The sequence below is a fragment of the Mulberry dwarf phytoplasma genome (assembly GCF_056504655.1).
Map to the genome: position 1 here is coordinate 32,015 of NZ_CM151418.1, position 21,853 is coordinate 53,867.

Here is a 21,853-nt window from a genome sequence, read left to right on the forward strand (position 1 = left end):
ATTTAAATTTATTTATCATAATAATTAGCATCTGTCAAAACTTTAACAATTAAGCTCATACGCAAATTTAAAGCACTGTTTGTTGATAAAAAAGCTATTTTTTTCCAATCGGTATCCATAAATATTTTTTTTATTTCATGATATTTTTTTAAAATTTTAATACCATAACCTCTTTTGTTTGGTAATTCTAAAAAAGATTGATATATTTTCATTCCTTTAAAACAAGTGCTAGGTAAATATAAGTCGCATTTATCTAACATTTTTTTATTTCGTGTGCTTCCTGGTGTTCCGCCATCAGATAAAGAATAAATTTTAATAAAATTATTAGCAGTTTTGATTTTTGTTTTAACTATTAAATGAGTGTTTATTTTAGTCCAAATTTGAAAACAAGTAGATACTTTAACTTTTTTACCATTAGGATATTCAAAAGAATTTAACGGTAAATTTTGTGAATAAGCTAATTTATATCCTTTTACTCTTGAATTAGGACTTCCTTTTCCATCAGAATTAAAGCAAGGAGGTAAAATAAAAGCTACAACATCAGCAAAATTATAAGAATGATTAATAAATCTTAATGCTAAATTCCCCCTTAAACCGAAAGGAGGATTTCCAAAAACTATATTTTTTGTTTTATTTTTGGGAATAAAATCTAAATAATTTTTAATAATGTAATTTTTATTAATATGGGGGTTAATTTCAACGCCGATTCTTTTGGTTGGAGGCAATAAATTATAAAAGCTTCCATTGCCAGCCGAAGGTTCGATAAAATTATATTCATTAAAATTTAGGTTTAATTCTAACATTTTACTTTTTAAAATTTCAAAACAATTTAAAGCAATTTTATGAGTAGTATAAAATTCATCAAATTTTCTTTCCTTTTTTAAATGATTATTTTGGAATTTTACTATATCAATATGTGGATATTCAATTTCAATTTGTTTAATTATTTTTTTTAAGTCTGTATCATAATTTTTAGGAACAGATTTTTGTTTTTCCCAACGTTTGATAGTGCCTTTATGAACTTGAAGAAAATTTAAGATAAAATCTAACCCTTTGATATTTTTGATACTTAAAAATGTATCAAAAGAAGTCATATTTTTCATTTTTTTTACCCTTCTTTCTTCTTAAAAATTGCATCATAGTTTGTTTCTATTTCTGATTTGAATTATATTAGTTTAAAAAATGATTCGTTTAAATTTATATCAAAATTGTTAAAAAAATTTTGATTATTTATTTAAGAAAATATCACATTTCATTTAAATTAATTAAAAAGACCAACTTAAAAGTCGGTCTTAATATTATTTTATTCTATTGCTCTTTATTTTGATGATTCTTCATCATTTTTAGTATTAAATTTCTTCGTATAAAGGGTAATGTATTGTTTGACTGGATTGATAAAGATTAAACTTTTAAAATTTCACTTTTTTCTTGAATTAATTTTAAAGGAATAGTCCACCATATTTGCCAACTCATACTAGGTGCAATTTTAAATTCTACTCCTTTATTGTTAATTAAAAAATAATCTTTTTTCTTTTTTTTCCAAATATTTAGTTTGCTTATTTTAAAAATGTCTTTCGGTAAATAGCAAATCTGATAAATATGTCTTTTATTTGTTTGTTCTTCGTTTTTATGATATGGAATAGTAATTATAAAAGAATTATTTTGGTTAATAAACTTTGTGATTTGTTATTTTAACTCCTTAATAAATTTTATTATTATTGTTCATAAACAAAAGAAAAACTGAAAGCATAAGGGTTCATTTGAATATAAAAAAAGACCTTCAATTTTGAAGGTCTTATAATATAAAAATAAAATTTAAAATTATAGAATTATTTACAATTTTTTTCTAAAACTATATTTATTTTTTATTTCTAATTCTTTTTTATCTTTAAAAGAATATTTTTTATTAAATTGTTATTTCTTTTTTTAATTAAAATTTGAATATAAAAAAACCTTCAAATTAAAGGCATTAATTATATTTATTTTATCATAATTATTTTTTTGACAATTAAATTAAATTTAGCAAATAATATTAATAAAAACCAAATTCAATTAAATTAGTTTAACATTTTTGCTTTTTTATTTCAAACTTATTTTTAATTTAAAAAGTTTTTGTTTTTTATTTGTGAATAAAATTGATCCAAAAAAAATTGTAGTTCGTTGGAACTCAGAACTTTAAGATTTTGTTGATTTGCTACTTTTTTTAATTCTTTCATTTTATATTCACTATAATAATCGCCATCACAAATGAATAAAATCATTATATTTTTATTATATTTTTGGGTGTCAGTTTTGGCTTCTTCAATAGATATTTTTACATCATTTTTTTGATTATCTTGCGAGCCGCCAGATTCTTTGGTATATTTGTGAAAAACATAAAAAATAATTTCTAAATCTTTATATTTAAAAGAAAAATCAATTGACTTACCTTTTGATGAGATATACTGATTTATTTCTTTTTTTTGAACTATTTCTTGTTTTTTTATAAAAATACTTTTAGGTTTACACACTTCGGATATATTATTTATATCATTTTTTAAAAATTCAGCAAATACTTTTTCATAAAAGTTTTGTTTTAAAGGTTCTAAAATAAACCAAGCTTTTAAAAAATTATTATGTTTAATTGATGTTTCTACTTCTTCTTGAATAAAATTAAATTTTTCACAAAATTTTTTAATTTTATTTAAAGTTTTTTTATCTTTAATATTGAAATTTTCCAAATTTTGTTTTAATTGTTCTTTATATTTTGTTTTATAATTTATCTTTTTCATAAATACTATCCTCATTTATATTATTACAACAATCAATAAAAGCCTTTGTTAAAATATTTCTAGCTAAATGAAAATCTAACCTACGTCTACGTTGATTATCTTTGTTATTTCCTTTGAATGGAGACAACAAAACATCCTTAGTTTGTGTTCTAAATGTATTTAAAATTTGATTTGCGTTAATAATTATTTTTTCAATTTTTGAATCATCTAAATATTTAAATTCTTCACTGTTAACTATAGTAATCGCACGAGACGAAGTTTTTATATTTGAAATATTATATTTTAATTTATTTTTATGAATGAATTTAATTTTTTTTTCAGGATTTGTGGAATCTACACCCAACAACGCAATAAATCCATTAACATCGTTAAATCGTAATTTTTTTAAAAACTCACTTTTTTCTTTAACAAAAATTTTTAATTTTTTTAATTCTTGTAAAGAACCAATTTTATCGTCATTTTTATAAATAATTTGTTTTTCTAATTTGGTGCCATTAAAACAAACAATACAAATAGGTACGGTAGTATCTTCAAAAGGATTGGGTTCAATGATAATAATTCTGTTAACATTGGTTTTATCAAATTTTGAATTAATAAAAGTTTCTGGGACAATTGCAAAACCTGGTTGATTTGTGGATATCATCTTACTTAAAGCTAATAAATAAAGATCAGCAAAATTAGATGTTTTAAAATAGTCTTTATAAGTTTGTGTATATTTTTTACGATAACAACTATTCTTTGCTAAATACGGAGGATTTGTTGATATAAAATATTTATGTTTTTTTTCATAAGGTATATTTTTTAAAGAATCATTCATTTTATATTTAACAAATTTCTTATCAATGTCATACCCTATAAAATTTAAATTATTAATTTTATTTTTAAAATAATATTTTAAAAAATTTAAAATATCCCCTTCGCCAGCGAAGGGATCTAAGATAATATGATTTTCTTTTAAATTATCAAAAATAAATTCTTCTAATGGTTTTGTGAACCAATTTTGTTTTTTAGTAAAAAATTGACCGAATTGAATTTTATTTGTCATTTGAAAAACCTATCTTTCTTTTTTTAATTGTTTTTTTCCAATAAAAATAACTAACAATAACACAAGAAGAATTATTTTTTTAATTCATTATTATAAGTATAATAATTTAAGTATTGTATTTTATTGTGATTTAGTTCATATTTACATATTTATTTTATTTCTATTCTTTTTCATTATATATTTTAACACATTTTTTATGATTATTATTTTTTTAGAGTTGATTTAGTGTTATTTTATAATTTGTTTGGAATTATTTTTCATTTATTTTAACTCCTAGTTTTTTTGATTAATAATAAGTTTCTGTTTTATTAACATAACTTTATTTTTTTAAGCCTTGATTGTTAAAAAAACTGTTTTATCGGGTTTTATTAAAAAAACAACAATAAATTCTTTTTAAGAAGGTTTATTGTTTAAAGTTCATTCACAATCTTTTCTAATTCTTTTTTAAAGACGTTTACTTGTTTCTCTAAAGGTTTTATTTTTTGGGATATTTTTTTATATTTTTCGTTAAGAGCTTTTAATGTTAGCGTTGAATAAGGAATTTTAGTTGCTTCAATAGTTTTTTAATTTGATAGATCGACGATTAGTTGTCCCTAAACTTTGTCCTTCAAAATAAGATTTCATTTGAGAAGAAGTAAGGATAGCTGTTAAAAAATCTAAGTCTAAATTTTTAAACTGATCTTTCAATTTAAAACAACAAAAAGTATTTGAATAAATAGCTCCTTTTAAATGAGAAGGAATTTTGCCAAAAGCACCATTACGAGCATCAATTTGAGAATAACAAAATTGTTCGTCTGTAATGATATTGCGGTTAGATTTTATATTTTTTCCTTTGATAAAGATATTTCCTTGGGATTTTTTTTGCCATCTCGGAATAATTCCTTGACCGTTGCTTTGAACTGTTATTTGGAAATATTTTTTTTCAGGATCTAAATTAATTTTAGTTCTCGAAAAAGTAAAAAGATCACTTAATAAAAGACCTTCTTTTTGAATTATTTGGGGTTTAAATGAAAAATCATTGGTAGCTATTTCATCATAATTAAACTTTTTATAATTGGGATGATGAGGATTTTTTAAATAATCAGATAAATCATTTTTTTCTATGGGTGTTTTGTTTTTATCTAAAGTAAAACCAACATTTTGAATATCAATAAATTCTAAATTCCCTTTTTGACCTTTATATTCTAAATAAAGAATACATGTTTTAACATTTGTATATGGTTCAAATACTCCTTGGGGCAAAGAAAAGATTTTAACATCATATTGTTCAATAATATATTTTCTGGTTTCTTTGAAAGATTTATGAAAAATAAATTGTTCAGGAACAATAATACATGCTCGCGGAGAGGAATTTTTCTTTAATGAGTCTAGACAATGTTGAACACAAATAGCATTACCATTCTCACTAAAAACATCATATAAAGCATGAACATTGTTTTTGTAGCGATTAATGGAAAGATTAAAAGGAATATTAGTCATGACAATATCATAATGGGCTGTTCTTTTATTAATTAATGAACCATCTTGTTGTTGGGTAATATTGGCATGTCCGTCGCCTACTAAAATCATATTCATCTTCGCTACATAAGCAATATTATTAATATCAGTTCCGTAAATAGAATCTTTTTTCAGTATTTTTGATTGTTCATCATCTTGAGGATCAATTTGTTTTTTGATATATTCAAAAGCATTAATTAAAATGCCGCCTGAACCACAAAAAGGGTCATATATTTTTTCTCCTGGTTTGGGTTCAGTTAAATCACACATAAAACGAATAATATTACGAGGAGTAAAATATTGTGCTAAATCATCACTAGTACCGCGATATCCTAAAAAAAATTCAAAGGCATTTCCTTTAACATCTAAAGAAGTATTTTTAAAATCAATTTGATTCAATCTAGTAATAATTTCACTGACTACATGATAATGATATTCAGGGTTTAATTTTAAAGCTTCTCCGTATTTACCCATTTTATATTTTTGATTTAAATCTTTTAAATGGCCATTTATGATGTGAATTTTTTGTTTATCATCATGACTGTTGACAATAGAATTCCAACTAGTATGAGGTTCTTTTTCTTCAATTAATCGTAGAAATAAAATTTTACAAAATTCGGTAAATCTTTCATCGCCTTTTCTTAAACCTGTAGTCCAAAGTAAATCTTCTATATTCTTTAGTTCTTTAATAAAACTATTTTCTGAATGGATTTTTTTACCAAAATTAAAATCAATTTTATAATTATTAATAAATTCCTTTAAAGTTTTTTTATTAACAAAATCTTTTAAAGGAGTATTACCATATTTCAATTCTTGGTTATAAGTGAGGTGTTTAGAAAATAAACGGTATCCATCAAAAGTAAAAATAATTTTAACATTTAAATTTTTAGCATAAGCTTCTGCTTGTTTTTCTGCTAATTTTAAATTTGAGTTTGGTTTTTTAGTTTCAATAATAGCGATAGGAGTGTTGTTATCATAAATAATAAAATCTGGTTTGTGATTTTTTAATTTTTTAAATTCTTCATGAGATTTGGGTTTTTGGGTAAAAACATCTTGATTAGGATTATTCATTTCTGTAATATATCCTAATAATTCTAATTTTTTGAAAACTTTATTTTCTATAGCGCGTTCAGTAATATTTGAATAAAAAGATAACATTTTTTTACCCTTCTTTCTTCTTAAAAATTGCATCATAGTTTGGTTCAATTTTAACTTATAACTCCTTATTTTTATTTATCCCTCAGTTGGTGTGATTTCATAGAGGGAGTTTAGTTTAGAAATAATTTAATTTTTGCATCATTAACCCCAATTATCTTAATATTTTTTTGATTTTAACAAAAAAACCCCAAAATGAAAAAAGACCTTCATTATAAGGTCTTAATATCAATTAATATTTATTTCTTGAGGTTTTTTGGGTGGCGGAGTGGTGCCATAAAAATTATAAAAAGTAATGTTTGAGCCAACACAGTTAATCCCATTAATGTACCAATCATCTATGAAAAATCCTGGAACATAATGATATTGACAACTTTCCCCTTTTTGATTATAAATGCCCCTTGATGAACGACCAAATTTATCTCTTATTTCTCCAGATGAATAAGAAATGCCAGGTTTGATGTAACATTGGTTTAACCAATTAACATATTCAGAACTATAATTTTCAAAAATACGCAATTTTGGTTCTTCATCTTTACAAGAAATAATAAATTTTTCCTTTTCGGTTTCAAAAATATTTATAAGTTGGTGAGGTTCACACGATATAGTCTCTTTTCTATTTGAAGCTATTAACAATTCGTTTTCTACTCTACCAGTTTGGTGTATAAATTCACCTTCATAATCAAATAAATTATTATCTCTTTTCCATGTTCGAATGGCTTGGTAAGGATCAATAGCATCAGGTAATTCGATGCTTTTAATTCTTTTTTGGGTATTGAAAGAAAAAAGATAGATGTTTTTGGCGCCATTGGAGAGTTCCAATAAATCATCAATGGTGGAAGTTTGGTTAGTTATCATTTCTTGGTAAAGTGTTTTGGTTGTTTTTTGTAAAAATGCAATTAATATTGCAAAACTCTCTTTTAATTCTTCATTTTTAGTTTGACTTAACTCTTTTAAAGCTTGTTCTAACCTTTGTTCCTGGTGTTCTATTCTACATTTTAAATCTCTAGTATTTTCGTTTTCAGGTAGCAGACGAACCCCATCATCAAAGTAAATAGAAGCAATTTCAATACCATGAAATTCTCCTGAAGGTAAAGGAGCGATTAAACCTGTGGTAGGGGTAATATTATAACAACCTAATTTAATTAGTTTGGGTTTTTGGATGATTTTCTGTTGGATTAAGTAATTATTAATCACTTCTTCTTTACTTTGGTCAACAAAGATATCGAAGCTGATTACTTCCACATTGACCTTTTCTTCCTGAGTTTTTTGTTGAGCATCCCAAAAAACAAAAACTTCTTCAATAGCTATTTCGTATTTTAAAAGGTCTTCTAAGGTGTGTTTTTTATTTGCAGCAGGATATTTAATATTAAAGGGATTAGAGCGGGGTTTAAAATAGACACCCATGAGTCCTTCTGGTGGATCTTTGATATGCCAGTAAAAAATACTATCATTGTTAGAATTATAAGAAGGAGTGTTAAAGTTATCATATGCGATAACATCACTTTTAATCCCAACATATTTTAAAATTTCAGGAATACTTTCTTTGGATAAAACGCTGATATCATACCTTTTCATTTTAGGTTGGAAGGTTAACCACTCTTCTTGAAGGGTTTTATAATCAGCTAGTTTTATAGTTGATTTGGTTTGTCGATGGAAAAAGGAACGCCCGAGGGTTTTACTTGGAGATTGTTTGTTCTGCTTGATTTTATTCCCTGTTTGGTGGTTGTACTCGTTGATGTAGTTGATTGTACCGTCTGAGTTGTATGTGGTACCCTTGATTTTATTCCCTGTTTGGGGGTCGTACTCGCTGATGAAGTCAATTGTACCGTCAGAATTGTATGCGGTACCCTTGATTTTATTCCCTGTTTGGGGGTCGTACTCGCTGATGAAGTCAATTGTACCGTCAGAATTGTATGCGGTACCCTTGATTTTATTCCCTGTTTGGGGGTCGTACTCGATGATGAAGTCAATTGTTCCGTCAGAATTGTATGAGGTATACTTGATTCTATTCCCTGTTTGGGGATCGCACTCGTTGATGTAGTTGATTTTACCGTCGGGGTAGTATGAGATTTGCGCGGCGAAGGTTAAAGGAATAAAACTTAAAAGACCACACACCACCATCATAATGAGCTTCCTAATTTTGAGTTTTTTTAACATAATCGCGAATTCCTAATTGTTATTTTTTTAACAGCGTTATTATATTTGTCGATGGGTTTCTTGGTGGGGGTTTGGTAATCTGCTAATTTAATTTTGCTTTTGGTTTGATTATGAAAAAAAGAAGAATGAGAATTGATGGAAAGGACAAAATTGAAATTAATAATTAATAACATAATTATTAATTTTTTTAAGTCTTGTTTATTCATTTAAAATTATTTCCTTTCTCTTTTTTAATTTTTTGTTTAATTTGGTTATTTTTGGGTATAAAAAAAGACTCTTGTTTAAAGAAGTCTTGTTATTTGGATGAGTAAGTATGGTTAAATAAAAAAACCCCTTTTGGAAAGGGGTTTTTTATAAAAAAGATAATTTTTATGTTGATAATATTTTTAGTTATTTTCATCATTTAAATTGTTTAAAAGGTTTTTATAAGTTTTTAATTGTTCTTTTTGATTATCAATTAATTGTTTGTAATTTTCTTTTAATTTTAAGAGATTTTCTTTTTGATTATCAGTGATACTTCCTTGTAATTCTTTATCTATGTTTGTTATTTTGGTTGCATTATCATAAATTTTCTGTTTTAAATTAATTATGTTTTCTTCAATAGTAAAGTTCTGATTAACAGGTTGCCTGCTACTAGTTTCTGGAAGTTTTGGATCCGTTGCCATAACTGGATTAATATTGATGAAAGCGAATAATCCTAAAAAACTCATTAAAAATAATGGTAAAAGATGTAATTTATTTTTTATTTGCATCATTTTAACTTATAACTCCTTATTTGTTAAGTTTTTTTCTTGTTTTTTTGTGTTTTCTTCAATGTTTTTCTTGTTTGTTTTTTGATATTTGGCGTAATCCACTTTATAAAAAAAATCATAAATTCCAATATGAATAAAAAAATCTATTTCAGGAAAACGCGTCGGTCTTGTTTTTATTACCCAATCATTATTCTGATATTTTGTTATTGTTTCATGAATTTTATATTCGGAGTTTTCTTTTTCTATAAAATTTTCGATTATTTTAAAAATATTATTAGAATCAAAAACTTTTTTTAAAACAAAAAAAAGCAATGAAATTTTATTATCTTTGTCTGTCGTATTATAAAGTAATTGTCGATATTTGTTTTCGATTTTGTTTACTAATGTTTGATTTTCTTCTTTTTTTAGAACGGCGCATTCCGCAACATATTTTTTTGAGTCATCAAAATGTATTACGATATCCGCTTTGCCATGCTTGTTTTGTGTCTCACAAGATACCTGATTCCGAAAAATAGAAGGATAACTGTTTAAATTAAGGGAAATGGTATCTCTATAAATAGCTTCCATATCTTGTTCTTTTCCTTGCGCGTTATTACTTTTTTGTAAATTTTTACTTCTAGAAATGTTAACGCAAATACTGTTAATCGTTTGAATAATTTCATCAAAATTTTTCAAGTTTAATTTTTTCAAAACCGTTTTCGCTCCTTGAAATTGTTAAATTATTTTATTTTTAAAAAAATCTTTTAAAAATGAAGGACTAATAATATTGTTTTTCCATTTTCGGCGAGGATTGTATGCATTTTTCCAAGGACTTTCTTCATGCGTCATAACGCTTAAATTGTATGATGATATCTTGACGTATTTATCGATTACTTTATAAATAATGTTTTTTGCTTCTTCGTTTAATTCGGTTTCGGATGCTTCGAAACAAACATAATTATTAGTTATTGGGCGGTCGACAAATTCGAGAAATTTTCCATAAACATGTGGAATAACTGGTCCAAACAACCAAGCTTCTATTGGCTCATTAAATAATGGTTTATCGTATTTAGCAACATAATATCCTTGGATATAATATAACAATTTATTTATTTTCATATTAGAAACTTTATATTCTTGTGTATCAACATGATTAATCAAACAATTAACTACATTAAAGACATTTATTTCATTATTCTTTTCCATTTTTAATTTTCTCCTTTTTTTTATAATTATATCATAGCCTGTTGGAATTTGTGATTTAAATTGTTTGATTAATTTTTTTAAGTCTTGTTTATTCATTTAAAATTATTTCCTTTCTTTTTTAATTTTTTGTTTAATTTGGTTATTTTTGGGTATAAAAAAAGACTCTCATAGAGAGAGTCTATTAAAATTTAATTGTATTTTGAATTTTATATTAATGCAATAATTTATTTTTTCTTTGTATTTCCTTTATGGTTTGGATCATAGGCGATAATAACAAAATATTTACAACAGTTATACCATAAACGCGTTCTTGCAAATTAAGAGATATTTGAAAAATAGGTTCATCTTCAGAAAGGTTAACGGCACGAGCAAACCCTTTTCGAGAAAGGGTGCTAGGTTGGACTACATGATATCTAGGACCTTTATTATGCGATTTTTTGATTTGATGCCATGTATACTCAATATATTTATTTAAAGGTGCGATAACTTTTTCTAAAACTTCTTTAAAACCTTTTATTGTTTTAAAACTTGAAATATCTGTTAAATTTTGATCGAATCGATAACGAAAAAGATTATTAATTGTTTGTTCCATATTAACAAATGTGTTTAGTGTTTTTAGAAAAATATTCTAAAATATCTTTGTTTTTAATAATGTTTTTAGACCAATCGGAATTGATATAATATGTATTTTTCCATGGGTCTTCTTCGTGAGTTTGTTGAGATAAAAAATCGGCTTCTTTGTTGCCGTATAATGAAATAATATCATCAAGGATTTGTTTTTGAGCGGCATTTATTTTAGTTGCATCTCCCATTGATAAAGAATCGGGATTTAACGGTTTATAAGTAAATTCTTTTAGTTGTGCGCACAATTCAGGAAAAACAGGACCATAAATCCAAGCTTGGATTTGTTCTTTTACAAGAGGTTTTTTAGTTTGCACTAAATGTTTTGCTTGAGCGTAATAAATCATTTTATTTAGTTTCATTTTAGTAGTTGGATGAGGATTATTTTCAACAATGTAAAGTGCAACATCAAAAACGTTAATTTGGTTTTGGTTGGGGATGATGGATGTTTTCATATTCATTCCCTTCCTATTTTTTATATTGTATATTTTAACATATTTTTTGATGATTTTTAATTGTTTAATTAATTTTTTTGGGTTGAGTTTGGGATTGGGATTTTAATTTGATTCTTTTGGGGTATAAAAAAAGACTCTTGTTTAAAGAAGTCTTGTTATTTGGATAAGTAAGTATGGTTAAATAAAAAACCCTTTTGGAAAGGGTTTTTTATAAATAAGATAATTTTTATGTTGATAATATTTTTAGTTATTTTTATCAGTAACAATCCTAAACTTATCAAAAAAAAGAATGATAAAAGATGTAATTTATTTTTTACTTGCATCATTTTAACTTATAATTCCTTATTTTTATTTATACCTCAGTTGGTGTGATTTCATAGAGGGAGTTGAGGGATTTTAAGATTGAATTTATATATACTGTTTCTACATCTTCATATCTTTTTTCTAAAATTCTTTTGTAGTTTTCAGCGCTAGATAACATATCTTGATAATATTTTTGCCTTGCTTTTAATTTATTAATGTTAACTTTTATTTTGCCGATTTTTTCAACTATTTCTTGCACTTCATCTTGAAGTTTTTTAATTTCTGCTTCATTCCCTTTTCTATTAATTTTTAATCTATTAAGTTCTTGTTTTTTTTCGTCGCGTTGGTGTTCTAGTTGTTGTTGTGGTTGTTTTAAATTTTCTATTTGAGGTTTAATTGAATCGAGTTGTTGTTTGTGTTCGTCACATGTTTTTTGCTCTTTGCTAATGGCATCTTTTTCTTTTTTTAATAAATTCAATGATAACTCCCAACTATTTTTAATTTCTTCAATTTTTTCTTGTTCTCTTGCTGATAGATCTGATGGTAATTTAGAAGTGTCAGTAGGTTCGAAAAAAAGATAAGTTTTAATTTGTTCTAAACGAGCAGCAGTGGTTTTAATTTTCGGTTGGGGTGGTTTTTCCGTAGAGCGTTTAGATCTGGAAGGAGTTGGGGTGATTTCAGGTTCTAAGGAATCTTTTTCTGGAGTTTGTCCTAAAGGAGATAAAGAATTTTTTTTGTTTTGATAATCATTAAATCCTTGGTGAATGCCTATGATAATTGCTATTCCAAAAAGTAAAATGATAATAATAGTTAATAAATGTTTTTGAAAAAAGTTGGGTTGGTTCATAACTTATTTACCTTTCCTGATAATAGTGATAAAAATATATCGCTTATCACTATTATACAATTTTATTAATAAAATAATAATAAAATAATTAGCTAAAATAATTATTTATTTGGAATCATAACTATTTCAGGGATTTTACCAACTCGTCTAGCTTGAATGCGTTGTTGAGCGCGAGCATAACTTGGATTTTTTTGTTTTAATTGGTGTTTTAATTCATTCACGTTTTCTCTTTTAGTTTCTAATTCTTCTTCTAAATCGCTTTTTTTATTATATAATCCGTCATTATCTAAAGTCTCTTCTAATTGGGTTTCCAATTCTTGGATGGTATTTTTATATTCGTTAATGACTGATTTTTCTTTTTGTTCTATTTCGCTAACTATTTCTCTAGATTGACCTAATTCTTTATTTAAATTATCTTCATTTTGTCGGAGTTTATAACCATCTAATTTATTTTCGCAATCTTTGTAGTCAGCGTCAAGTTTGTCTAAATCACGGTCAATATCTCGAGTATACATTTCTAAAGCTTCTTTGGTAATCATTGGTGGATGTTCTTTGTTTTCGTTAATTACTTCATTATACATATGCCATAAACGGTGGCCTTCGTGAAGAACTAAAGTACTTTTTGCCATTCCTTGGGCCCATTTACGCGTAACAGTCATTGTTTTACCTAAAATTTTTAAACCGTATTTAGCGGGGATTAAGTCAGTAACTTTATCAAAAGCTTTAAAAACGGCTTTAGTTGCGTTACCAAAACTAAATTCGTTTTCTTTTTCATAAGTTAGCGCACGACTATACATTTCTTTATATTTTTCTTTTAGGTGTTGATATAATTCTTGTTCTTTTTTTATTTGTTCAAGTTTTTGATTTACTTCATCAATTTCTTTTTGGATTTCAGCTTTACGGTCTTCGTAAGTTGTAATAATTGTTTTTAATTCTTCCAATTCTTTTGATAAATCGTCGCGATCTTGAATTAATTCATTTTTAAATTTTTCGGCACGACCTAGTTGTGCTGTTAGAAATTTTTGGGTGGATTCTAATTTGCCGATTTGAACTTTAATTTTCCCAATTTCACCAATTATTTCTGACTTTTCGTCTTGTAATTTAGAGATTAGAGCTTGTAATCTAATTTTGTCATCAGGGGATGCTAATTTTACTTCTTCTTGTTTTTGTTTAATTTCTTTTTCTTTAGCTTCTTTGTCTTGTTCTAATTGTAAAAGTTTGCCTTTTAAGATAGTGATATTTTCGGTATTTTTACTTAATTTTTCTTTTATTTCTTTAATTTTTGTTTCATTGTTATCCAATGCCTCTTTGATTTTATCTTTGGATTCTTGGGTTATTTCTTTTTGTTCGTAAAGGTCTTTGAGTTCTTTTTCACATTTTGTTAATTCATTTTCCCAATCTTTTTTTAAACCATTGTAGTTATTAATTGTGTCATCGTATTTTTTAATTGCTCCATCAATTTTTTCAATTAATTGAGCTGTGTATTTAGATGATGGTTCAGTTTTATGAAAGAAAGATAAGTAAAGAAAACTGAATAAGGCAAGAATAATTAAAAAGTAAATTAAATAACTTTTTAGGGTTGTGGTGTTTTGATTGTGAAAAAATTTGTTTTTGATGAAACAAAAAAGGCCAAAAACAGTAGTAGCAATTAAAAACCACGTTAAATAAGATTTTAAATTAATAAAAACTTTCAGTACGTCTAATGGTGATAACATAGATTATTCACCTCCTTTCGGTTTTAATTGATTTTCAATTTGGTCTAATAAAGTAGTATCTGGTGAAATAATCAATTGATAAGCCTGTTTTAAATCTTCTTTGTTAATTTCATTTCTTTTGTTTTCACCTTTACCACGGTTTTTGGCAAAAATACTAACAGTAGTTTTTAATAAGTTTTCTAAGGTACGATTAGCTTTTAAGAATTCTTTATTTTGTGGTAAGTTTTCTAAAGCTTCGTTAATAACTTCAAATAAATACTGTTTTGTTTCTTCACTGTAAGGATTTTTTCTTTTTTCAATTAAGAATTCTAGCATTTGTTGTCGTTCAGTTTTATTTCCTGGTTTTACTTCGATATTGTACGCAAAACGGGATTTAATCGCTTCATCAATCAGATGGTATTGGTTTGTTGCGCCAATAATGAAAATTGGTTTTTCAGGGTTATTATCCTGGGAAGTCATTTCCATTTTGAATTGGTTTACAACATTTGCGATTTCTGAACCTGCTTCTAACATACTTAAATTAGTGAAAATAGTTTCACATTCATCTAAAAAGATGATCGCCCCATTACACTCTTCTGCAACAATTCTTGCATTAGTGAATAAATCTTTTACCATTTGTGGCGCTACCCCTTTATACTTTTGGGAAAAAAGGGAACTATTAACTTCAAAGAATGGTAAATTGGTTTCTTTGGCAAGTGCTCGTGCTAAAGTGGTTTTACCTGTTCCAGGGCAACCATACATTAAAATTCCTAGGGGTGATTCAACTTCGCCAATACCTTGGTAGTTTTCAGGGTTTTTTAAATAATCAATAAATCCTTGAACTGCTTGTAATTCTTCTTTAAAACCGATTAATTTGTCAAAACCTATAAATTTTTGAGAGTCAGCAGGTTGAAAAACAACTCCTTCTGAATTTAATTGTTTTGGGTTTGTTGAAGAATTATTATCAATTTCTTCAGTTTGTTCTTTCTTTTTGGTTTCTGCTTGTTGTAATTCTTGCTTTAATATATTTTTTTGTTCTTCACTTAAAGTTTGGGTGGCTTCTAATTTATTTTTAAAAGAAATAATTTCTTTTTCGGTTTGACTTAAAGTTTGGTGATGAATCCAGACATAAGTTGCTAACCAAAATAAAAGAAACAAAATGATGATTGTCATTGCTTTTAAGAAAAGTGGTTGGGTGGAAGTTTGGTTTTTGGTTTTCATAATTTATTTCCTTTCTAAAATAAGACTAAGTTTTCTTAACTTAGTCTTATTTTTTTATTTAAACTAAATTTTCAATTTTGGTGTTTAGAGTGGTGCCACTACCGCTAAGTGCGTTTCCATTTTTATCCACTAATTCATAGTCAAGAACTAAGGTTAATTGTGGATTTGTTGCTTGAACAAAATCGTTTTGTTCTAATTTAATTTGAATATTGATATTGCATTTGCCATCATTATCGTTAACCATTTGTTTGCGATTGGTGTCATCATAGAGTGTGTTATTATTTTTAACTTCTAAGTTAAAGAGTGATTCAGGATTTAAAAAAGTGTTATGAGTGTCATATTTTGGAGTTATTTTTAGATATAAAGGAACACTAATGTCAAATCCATTTGTTTTGAAAATGGCTTGATGATTGATAGTCACTGTGTGATGAAATTTATTTGGATTTAAATTAGGCATAGGTAAAGGGATAAGGGTTTTATCTTCATTATTACCGCTTACTCTATTTACTTCAAATAAAGGGGCATCATTTTTACTCATTAATTTAATGTTTTCTTGTCTTTGGCGTGAGAAATAATTTACAAGTGCAAGGCAAGAATTAATTGCAAAACAAGAACAAATTAAAATTGTCAGGACAATTATAATTTTGATATTTTGATTTTGGTTTGTTTTTTTCATGATTATTTACCTCCTAAGGTTGATTTAATGATATCAATTAAATTATTTATACCTGTGGTTAACCAAGGGATTTGGTTTTGGTAATAAATAACGTTGACATGTAAAATAAAATATAAAACGATAGTTAAATTTATAAATGATTTTAATAAATTGCTTTTGTTGTTATTGGAAGTTGTTTGAGTTGGTTGTTTTTCTGGGGTGGTTGGTACTTTTACTACCATTGTTTTACTTGGTGGACTTGATTTTGAATTTATTACTTTTTTATTTTTTAATTCGGTTGATTTTTTATTTGTTTTTTTGGTTTGTATTATTTTTTTGATCATGTTTTTTCTCCTTTGTATTAATTATTTATTTCTTTGTTACTTTCTAAATTGTTTTTTTCTTTTGATTCGTTATTTGGATTTGGAATAATTGAAAATGATTTTTTGGGTTTACTTTCTTTTTGTGTTTCATAACCAGAAACAATAAGAATAGTGAAAAGCGTTGTTTGGATTCCATCCATTCTTCGTTCAAGTATTTCGGTAGTGCTAAATCCTTTGGTATAATTTAGAATAAAATTGCTAATTGTTGTAAAAATTGTTATAATAAACATCATTCACCGCCTTCACTTACCTTTATTCGTTTGTTTTCAGCTAATTTCTTTTTGTTTTTAAAAGTTTTATTGGGGCGGTCTAAATTAAGCCATTTGCCTTTGGGTTGGTGGTATTTGTTGATTTTTTTCTTGGTTATTGGTTTGCTACAGTCTTTGAAATAAGTCCCACGGTATGCTTCTGTCATTCCATCACTCATGTTAATTATTCTCCTTATTTTATTTTAATTTGAGTTTTTTAACTTCATCTTTAAGTGTTTTTGACACTTTAAAACTAACTGCGGTTGAGGCAGGGATTTTGAGTTTTTTACCTGTTTGGGGGTTTCTTCCTAAACGGGCTTTTCTTGATTTTAAGATGAATTTACCAAGTTGAGGTGATAAAACTACCTCTTCGTTGGATGTGATTGATTTAATTAAGGTATTTTCAAATGAATTGTAAAATTCTTCGGTTTTTGCAACTGAAGTTTTTAGTTGCTTTGCAACTTCTTTGATTAATTCTTTCTTAGTCATTGTTTTGTTGTCTCCTTTTTTTATAATATTTTTTTATTAATTAAAGTTTTGATTATTTGGGCTAAATTATCTTTTTGTGAGTTGGTTGCATTAATTAAAAAATACTTGCAATTTTGGTGTTTACAATTTACATCATTACAGTATTTATGTTGATTTAAATAATTTTGACGCACATTTTCAAAATAAATTAGTGGTTTTTGTTCGATTAAGTCTAATTTATGATGGGGGATTGATTGTTTTCGGTGTAAGCCAATTTGGGGGTCAATATCTAGATAGAAAGTTAAATGAGGTTTGAGTAAATATTGATTAATAATTTTTGATGTTATTTCATCATCATAATCTATGGAATTACTATTGCTTTGATAAGCTAAAGTAGAATCATACCAACGGTCAACTATAACAAGATGGCCACTAAGTAGATTAGGTATTATTAATTCATCTTGGGTTTGGATCATGTTGGAAAAACTAAGAAAATATTTAGTTTTTGTACTTGTTTTTTTTGGTATAAAAACAAATTTCTTATTTCGTTTCCAATAGAACTACTTCCTAAACCTTGGTAAACTTTTACTTTTTGTCCTTTATTAATTAAAGATTTTTTTAATTTATTAATCAAAGTAGTTTTGCCGCTTCCATCTAGCCCTTCAAAAACTATTAATTTATTCCACATTTTAATTATTTCCTTTCGTATTTTTGATTAAATTAATATCTTTAAAAGAAATAAATTGTCTTTGGAATAAGGTATTTACAAAGATATTAGCTTTTTGAGAAAAACAATCAATTACTTTATCAATTCCTTGGACTTTGCCGTTTTTAATTTTATTGTTGAGCCTTTGGGATTCGATAGCATCATTTGTTAATAAGTAATATTCAAAACGCGTATCGAGTTTTTTTAGTTGTTGAGCTTCGATGATAGCTTGTTTGTAACGTTCACGGAGGCAAGTTTTAAAATTAAAAGCAACAATTCGTTTGTTTTGGGTAAACAATACTAAATCAAATTTGATATCAGGAATAAAAAATAAATATGTTTGGGGATATTGTTTGGTGATTCCACGATGTCGAAAATAAATTAAAATTAGATATTCGTTAATTTTACCACGCAGTACTTTTTGTTTTTGGGAAGTTGATTTGGTAATTTGAAAATAATGATTCAAACTTTGATGATTTAATTGCATATATTGATTAAAGGGATATTGAAAGTAATTATCAGGTTTGATTTGGGATAAAATATTTTTTGAAATTAACATTAATTTTCCTCGATTCTTTGGATTTCTTTATCAAAATTAAAATTACATTGGCCTAATTTACCTGAACGATTTTTAGCAACAATAAATTGGGTAAAATCTTCTACAACATTTGTAAATTGATTTTTTTCATAATAACTTTCGCGATGCAAAAACATTACCATATCGGCATCTTGTTCAATTGAACCTGAATCTCTTAAATCTGAAAGATTAGGGCTTTTATAGCGATAGATTACACGCGTGTTGGTTATTTACGTGCAGCCCCGCTCCAAACCGTACGAGCAAGTTTCCAAGCATACGGCTTTCCCATTCACAGCCTATTTCTAGGGTCTTCTAAATATCACTATTTAGTTGATTGATTATTCAGTAAGTTTGAAAGCTTAGAAGCTTTATCTGCTTCAGTTGGTTGCATTTGCATCAACCTCCTTTCTCCCGAATTGAATAATCCTGTGAATCTAACTTCTTCGCCTTGTACCTAGCTTTCTTAGGCTCCGTGTGAGGGCAATTATCTTGGTTATTCCAAACCAAGTTTTAATTCCTCCGACTACTAAAAGTCTCTTTTTCCTTGAACCCAGAGGCATTTTAATTTCCTCTGTTTGGGATGGTTTTTAGGAATCTCGAATTTCCGACATCATTATGCCCGATAGTTTTAGGTTCGCTTTCGTTGTTAAAGCTTGAAGCTAGACTAGAACACTTTGGTTCCGCCAACGACATCATGAAGGGTGCTATTTAAAGCGACATGTGATTATATATGAAGACAAATCTAATATCTTCATATCTTCCTTCATTTCAGGGATTTCAATAACTTGCCCTGACGTTATGAGATTACGATAATTTCCACGATTAGGGATTTGCACCTTTTCCATGACTATCTTAGTCTTGCGAAAGCATCTTGGCTAGTTATTTCACCTCACTTCGCTTTTACGGTCTGCTGTAATCCGCCATTCTTTCGTTTGGCTGACCGACCGCATGACCTCACGGAATAATCAAGTCCGTGGCAATTGGCTAGATTGCTATAATGGTGCGTTTATTCGCGCCCAGATTCTCTCATTAAAGTTGCGCGGTTCATTTGGCTTAAAGCAATAATAGGAATTTGTAATTCCATCGCTAACTTTTTCAATTCACGAGTAATAATCCCAATTGCTTGATTTAAATTAAGAAATTGATCGTCTCTTAAAAGATGTAGATAATCAATGAAAACTATATCAAGTCCTTGGTGAAATTTTAATTGACGGCATTTTCTTTTAACTTCTTCTATTTTGGTATTTCTGTCATCATCAATTAAAATATTTAATTCACTTAATTTTTCTTCTGTTTGCAATAATTGTAACTTTTCTTCACGAGTTAATTGTTGTTGTTCCATTTTTTTGATACTAATCTGAGATTCACAACTAATTAAACGTTTAATTAATTCTTCAGATGTCATTTCTAAACTAAAAATCAAAATATTATGTTTTTTAGGAATATTTTGAAAAACTTTAGCAATATTGACAGCCAAATTTAACATAAAAGCAGTTTTTCCCATTCCTGTTCTTGCGGCTAAAATATTTAATTGTCCTGGTTTAAAACCTCCAATTAAATCATCTATATTATTAAATCCTGTTTTAACTCCAACTAATTTATTTTTATTGTGGTTTTCCAAAATGTCTTTGATTACTTTAGAAACACAACTTTTTAAATCTTTAAACTTGGGAGTGAGTTTTTTTCTTAATTTTGCAGTATTTGTTTCTATTAATTCTAAAATCTCTTGTGGAGCTATTTTGCTTCTTGCAATTTGGGATAATTTAGCAATAATACCGCCAATTTCTTTTTTTAAAGATGTTTCTTTAATTAAATCAATGTATGTTTCTAAGTGCCGAGGAGAAGGCATCAAATCAGATAATTCATTTAAATAATTAACTCCTCCTATTTGTTTTAATAATTTTTCATTTTCTAAAATAGCACTTACTGAAGAATAATCAATTTCTTTATTATTTTGATGTAATATTTTCATGGCTTTAAAAATATTTTTATGATGAGGACTGTAAAAGTCAGTTTCTGTAATTTCATTAAAAACTAAAGAAATTGATTCGGGGTTTAAAAGTAAAACCCCCAACAAAGCACGTTCTGCTTCAATCATCTTTCTAACTCCTTTTTTTAATTTGGGTATAAAAAATACCCCTTAAAAAAGGGGTTTAGTTTCTATATTGATTAAAAAGTTTTTTCTTCTTTAACAGTTCCGTCAGAATTGTAATAGGTTTCTTTGATTGGTTCTTCTGTTATGGGATCATATTCAGTAATACAATCAATCGTTTTGCCATCTTTATTAAACCAGGTTGTTTTAATAAAATTCCATGTATCAGGGTCATGTTCATGAATACCACAAATTGTTTTGCCATCGAGTTTGTAGTAAGTAGTTGTATTTTTTTGATAATTCATATTATTTATTTCCTTTTTATTATTTTTTTTAATTTATTAATTGCTTTGGTTTTGATAAATTTTACTTGTGTTGCAGATAAATTCAACATTTTACCTATGTCTTTGTTGGAATACTCAATTTGAGGGTATTGGTTTTGGATTTTTAAAGGAATCCCAAAACTTAATCTAATAATTTCGAATTCTTGTTTATTTAAATTAGATTTGATTTTTTCAATAAACAATTCATGATTAACTTGGGTTAACCAAATTTGATGAGGGGTTAGATTGTTGGCTTTGAAAGATTGGGTTTGTTTTTCTTCAAAAGGAATATTACTTACTTGTTTTTCTTTCCGAAAAACTTCTCTGGAAATAGAAGTGGTTTGTAGACCTCTAATAAGTTCTATGATTTCACCTTTAATTGTTGGGGTAGCATAGACAATAAAATCACATCCTAAATCTTGATAATTATTTAAAGCTTTGATTAAACCTAAAATTCCTTCTTGGTATAAATCCTCTCTTTGAAGTGCTTTAGGGAAATATTTAAATTGTTTAACTATTTTTTTTACTAATGGTAAATGCATTTCGATTAATTGATCGCGAATTGCTAAATTCTTTTTATTTTTTAAAAAATCTTTAAATAATTTTTGTCTTAACATTTTATTCCTTCCTAAAAATATTTTTAGAAAAGATAAGAAATTATTTTTTTAGTCTTGAAAAGAAAAAAAGACTAACTT

Annotated in this window: 23 protein-coding genes and 3 pseudogenes; all 26 read right to left on the reverse strand. The window is 26.7% G+C overall.

The window, feature by feature from the left end; all coding sequences use genetic code 11:
• Positions 1 to 8: 8 nt before the first annotated feature.
• The 26 genes and pseudogenes from JAHGCCOI_RS00150 to JAHGCCOI_RS00275 all read right to left on the reverse strand — a co-directional run bounded on the left by JAHGCCOI_RS00150 (position 9) and on the right by JAHGCCOI_RS00275 (position 21,775).
• Entirely contained in the window at positions 9 to 1,103 is a 1,095-nt protein-coding gene (locus tag JAHGCCOI_RS00150; RefSeq protein WP_479492073.1) for an SAM-dependent methyltransferase, read from the reverse strand.
• Positions 1,104 to 2,096: 993 nt separating this feature from the next.
• Entirely contained in the window at positions 2,097 to 2,771 is a 675-nt protein-coding gene (locus JAHGCCOI_RS00155) for a hypothetical protein (RefSeq protein WP_479492017.1), read from the reverse strand.
• Positions 2,752 to 3,816: a TRM11 family methyltransferase gene (locus JAHGCCOI_RS00160; RefSeq protein WP_212775580.1), complete on the reverse strand. Its 1,065-nt coding sequence runs from the start codon at positions 3,814 to 3,816 to the stop codon at positions 2,752 to 2,754. The genes JAHGCCOI_RS00155 and JAHGCCOI_RS00160 overlap by 20 nt, the downstream gene beginning before the upstream one ends.
• 552 nt (positions 3,817 to 4,368) lie before the next feature.
• Positions 4,369 to 6,519: an HsdM family class I SAM-dependent methyltransferase gene (locus JAHGCCOI_RS00165; RefSeq protein WP_479492074.1), complete on the reverse strand. Its 2,151-nt coding sequence runs from the start codon at positions 6,517 to 6,519 to the stop codon at positions 4,369 to 4,371.
• A 177-nt stretch (positions 6,520 to 6,696) separates the two neighbouring features.
• Positions 6,697 to 8,046, reverse strand: a complete 1,350-nt coding sequence (locus JAHGCCOI_RS00170) for a hypothetical protein (RefSeq protein WP_479492261.1) — start codon at positions 8,044 to 8,046, stop codon at positions 6,697 to 6,699.
• Between the two features lie 129 nt (positions 8,047 to 8,175).
• Positions 8,176 to 8,628 (reverse strand): annotated as a pseudogene (locus tag JAHGCCOI_RS00175) (DUF2963 domain-containing protein); the annotation flags it as partial.
• Positions 8,622 to 8,834: a hypothetical protein gene (locus tag JAHGCCOI_RS00180; RefSeq protein WP_227807313.1), complete on the reverse strand. Its 213-nt coding sequence runs from the start codon at positions 8,832 to 8,834 to the stop codon at positions 8,622 to 8,624. The gene JAHGCCOI_RS00180 and the pseudogene JAHGCCOI_RS00175, both read right to left, overlap by 7 nt.
• A 180-nt stretch (positions 8,835 to 9,014) precedes the next feature.
• On the reverse strand, positions 9,015 to 9,383 hold the full coding sequence (locus JAHGCCOI_RS00185) for an SVM family protein (RefSeq protein WP_121463809.1): 369 nt from the start codon (positions 9,381 to 9,383) through the stop codon (positions 9,015 to 9,017).
• Between the two features lie 6 nt (positions 9,384 to 9,389).
• Complete coding sequence (locus tag JAHGCCOI_RS00190) at positions 9,390 to 10,070, reverse strand: hypothetical protein (RefSeq protein ID WP_479492075.1); 681 nt, start codon at positions 10,068 to 10,070, stop codon at positions 9,390 to 9,392.
• A gap of 24 nt (positions 10,071 to 10,094) precedes the next feature.
• Entirely contained in the window at positions 10,095 to 10,661 is a 567-nt protein-coding gene (locus JAHGCCOI_RS00195) for a Panacea domain-containing protein (protein ID WP_479492009.1), read from the reverse strand.
• A 115-nt stretch (positions 10,662 to 10,776) separates the two neighbouring features.
• Positions 10,777 to 11,157 (reverse strand): hypothetical protein, encoded by a 381-nt coding sequence (locus tag JAHGCCOI_RS00200; RefSeq protein WP_479492076.1) that lies wholly within the window; start codon positions 11,155 to 11,157, stop codon positions 10,777 to 10,779.
• A gap of 1 nt (position 11,158) precedes the next feature.
• Positions 11,159 to 11,647 (reverse strand): Panacea domain-containing protein, encoded by a 489-nt coding sequence (locus JAHGCCOI_RS00205; RefSeq protein WP_479492077.1) that lies wholly within the window; start codon positions 11,645 to 11,647, stop codon positions 11,159 to 11,161.
• A gap of 346 nt (positions 11,648 to 11,993) precedes the next feature.
• Positions 11,994 to 12,791: a hypothetical protein gene (locus JAHGCCOI_RS00210; protein WP_479492078.1), complete on the reverse strand. Its 798-nt coding sequence runs from the start codon at positions 12,789 to 12,791 to the stop codon at positions 11,994 to 11,996.
• Between the two features lie 101 nt (positions 12,792 to 12,892).
• Positions 12,893 to 14,506, reverse strand: a complete 1,614-nt coding sequence (locus JAHGCCOI_RS00215) for a DNA double-strand break repair protein Rad50 (RefSeq protein WP_479492079.1) — start codon at positions 14,504 to 14,506, stop codon at positions 12,893 to 12,895.
• Positions 14,507 to 14,509: 3 nt separating this feature from the next.
• On the reverse strand, positions 14,510 to 15,706 hold the full coding sequence (locus tag JAHGCCOI_RS00220; protein WP_479492080.1) for an AAA family ATPase: 1,197 nt from the start codon (positions 15,704 to 15,706) through the stop codon (positions 14,510 to 14,512).
• Between the two features lie 58 nt (positions 15,707 to 15,764).
• Positions 15,765 to 16,382 carry a hypothetical protein gene (locus JAHGCCOI_RS00225; protein ID WP_479492002.1) on the reverse strand — a complete coding sequence of 206 codons (618 nt, stop codon included), beginning with the start codon at positions 16,380 to 16,382 and terminating at the stop codon, positions 15,765 to 15,767.
• A 2-nt stretch (positions 16,383 to 16,384) separates the two neighbouring features.
• Positions 16,385 to 16,705, reverse strand: a complete 321-nt coding sequence (locus JAHGCCOI_RS00230) for a hypothetical protein (RefSeq protein ID WP_227806987.1) — start codon at positions 16,703 to 16,705, stop codon at positions 16,385 to 16,387.
• Between the two features lie 17 nt (positions 16,706 to 16,722).
• The gene (locus JAHGCCOI_RS00235) at positions 16,723 to 16,974 is read right to left on the reverse strand and encodes a hypothetical protein (protein WP_479492081.1); all 252 of its coding nucleotides are present in this window, start codon (positions 16,972 to 16,974) and stop codon (positions 16,723 to 16,725) included.
• On the reverse strand, positions 16,974 to 17,171 hold the full coding sequence (locus JAHGCCOI_RS00240) for a hypothetical protein (RefSeq protein WP_479491966.1): 198 nt from the start codon (positions 17,169 to 17,171) through the stop codon (positions 16,974 to 16,976). Before JAHGCCOI_RS00240 ends, JAHGCCOI_RS00235 begins: the two co-directional genes overlap by 1 nt.
• Before the next feature lie 19 nt (positions 17,172 to 17,190).
• The gene (locus JAHGCCOI_RS00245) at positions 17,191 to 17,481 is read right to left on the reverse strand and encodes an HU family DNA-binding protein (RefSeq protein WP_479491965.1); all 291 of its coding nucleotides are present in this window, start codon (positions 17,479 to 17,481) and stop codon (positions 17,191 to 17,193) included.
• 20 nt (positions 17,482 to 17,501) lie between these two features.
• Positions 17,502 to 18,148, reverse strand: a pseudogene (gene tmk / locus JAHGCCOI_RS00250) (dTMP kinase).
• 1 nt (position 18,149) lies between these two features.
• Positions 18,150 to 18,725, reverse strand: coding sequence for a hypothetical protein (locus tag JAHGCCOI_RS00255; RefSeq protein WP_479492001.1), 576 nt, complete (start codon positions 18,723 to 18,725; stop codon positions 18,150 to 18,152).
• A pseudogene (locus JAHGCCOI_RS00260) lies at positions 18,725 to 18,943 on the reverse strand (DnaB-like helicase C-terminal domain-containing protein); the annotation flags it as partial. The gene JAHGCCOI_RS00255 and the pseudogene JAHGCCOI_RS00260, both read right to left, overlap by 1 nt.
• 806 nt (positions 18,944 to 19,749) lie before the next feature.
• On the reverse strand, positions 19,750 to 20,841 hold the full coding sequence (locus JAHGCCOI_RS00265) for a replicative DNA helicase (RefSeq protein WP_479492000.1): 1,092 nt from the start codon (positions 20,839 to 20,841) through the stop codon (positions 19,750 to 19,752).
• 71 nt (positions 20,842 to 20,912) lie between these two features.
• Positions 20,913 to 21,140 (reverse strand): DUF2963 domain-containing protein, encoded by a 228-nt coding sequence (locus tag JAHGCCOI_RS00270; protein ID WP_479491999.1) that lies wholly within the window; start codon positions 21,138 to 21,140, stop codon positions 20,913 to 20,915.
• Positions 21,141 to 21,145: 5 nt separating this feature from the next.
• Entirely contained in the window at positions 21,146 to 21,775 is a 630-nt protein-coding gene (locus JAHGCCOI_RS00275) for a sigma-70 family RNA polymerase sigma factor (protein ID WP_479491998.1), read from the reverse strand.
• Positions 21,776 to 21,853 lie beyond the last annotated feature (78 nt).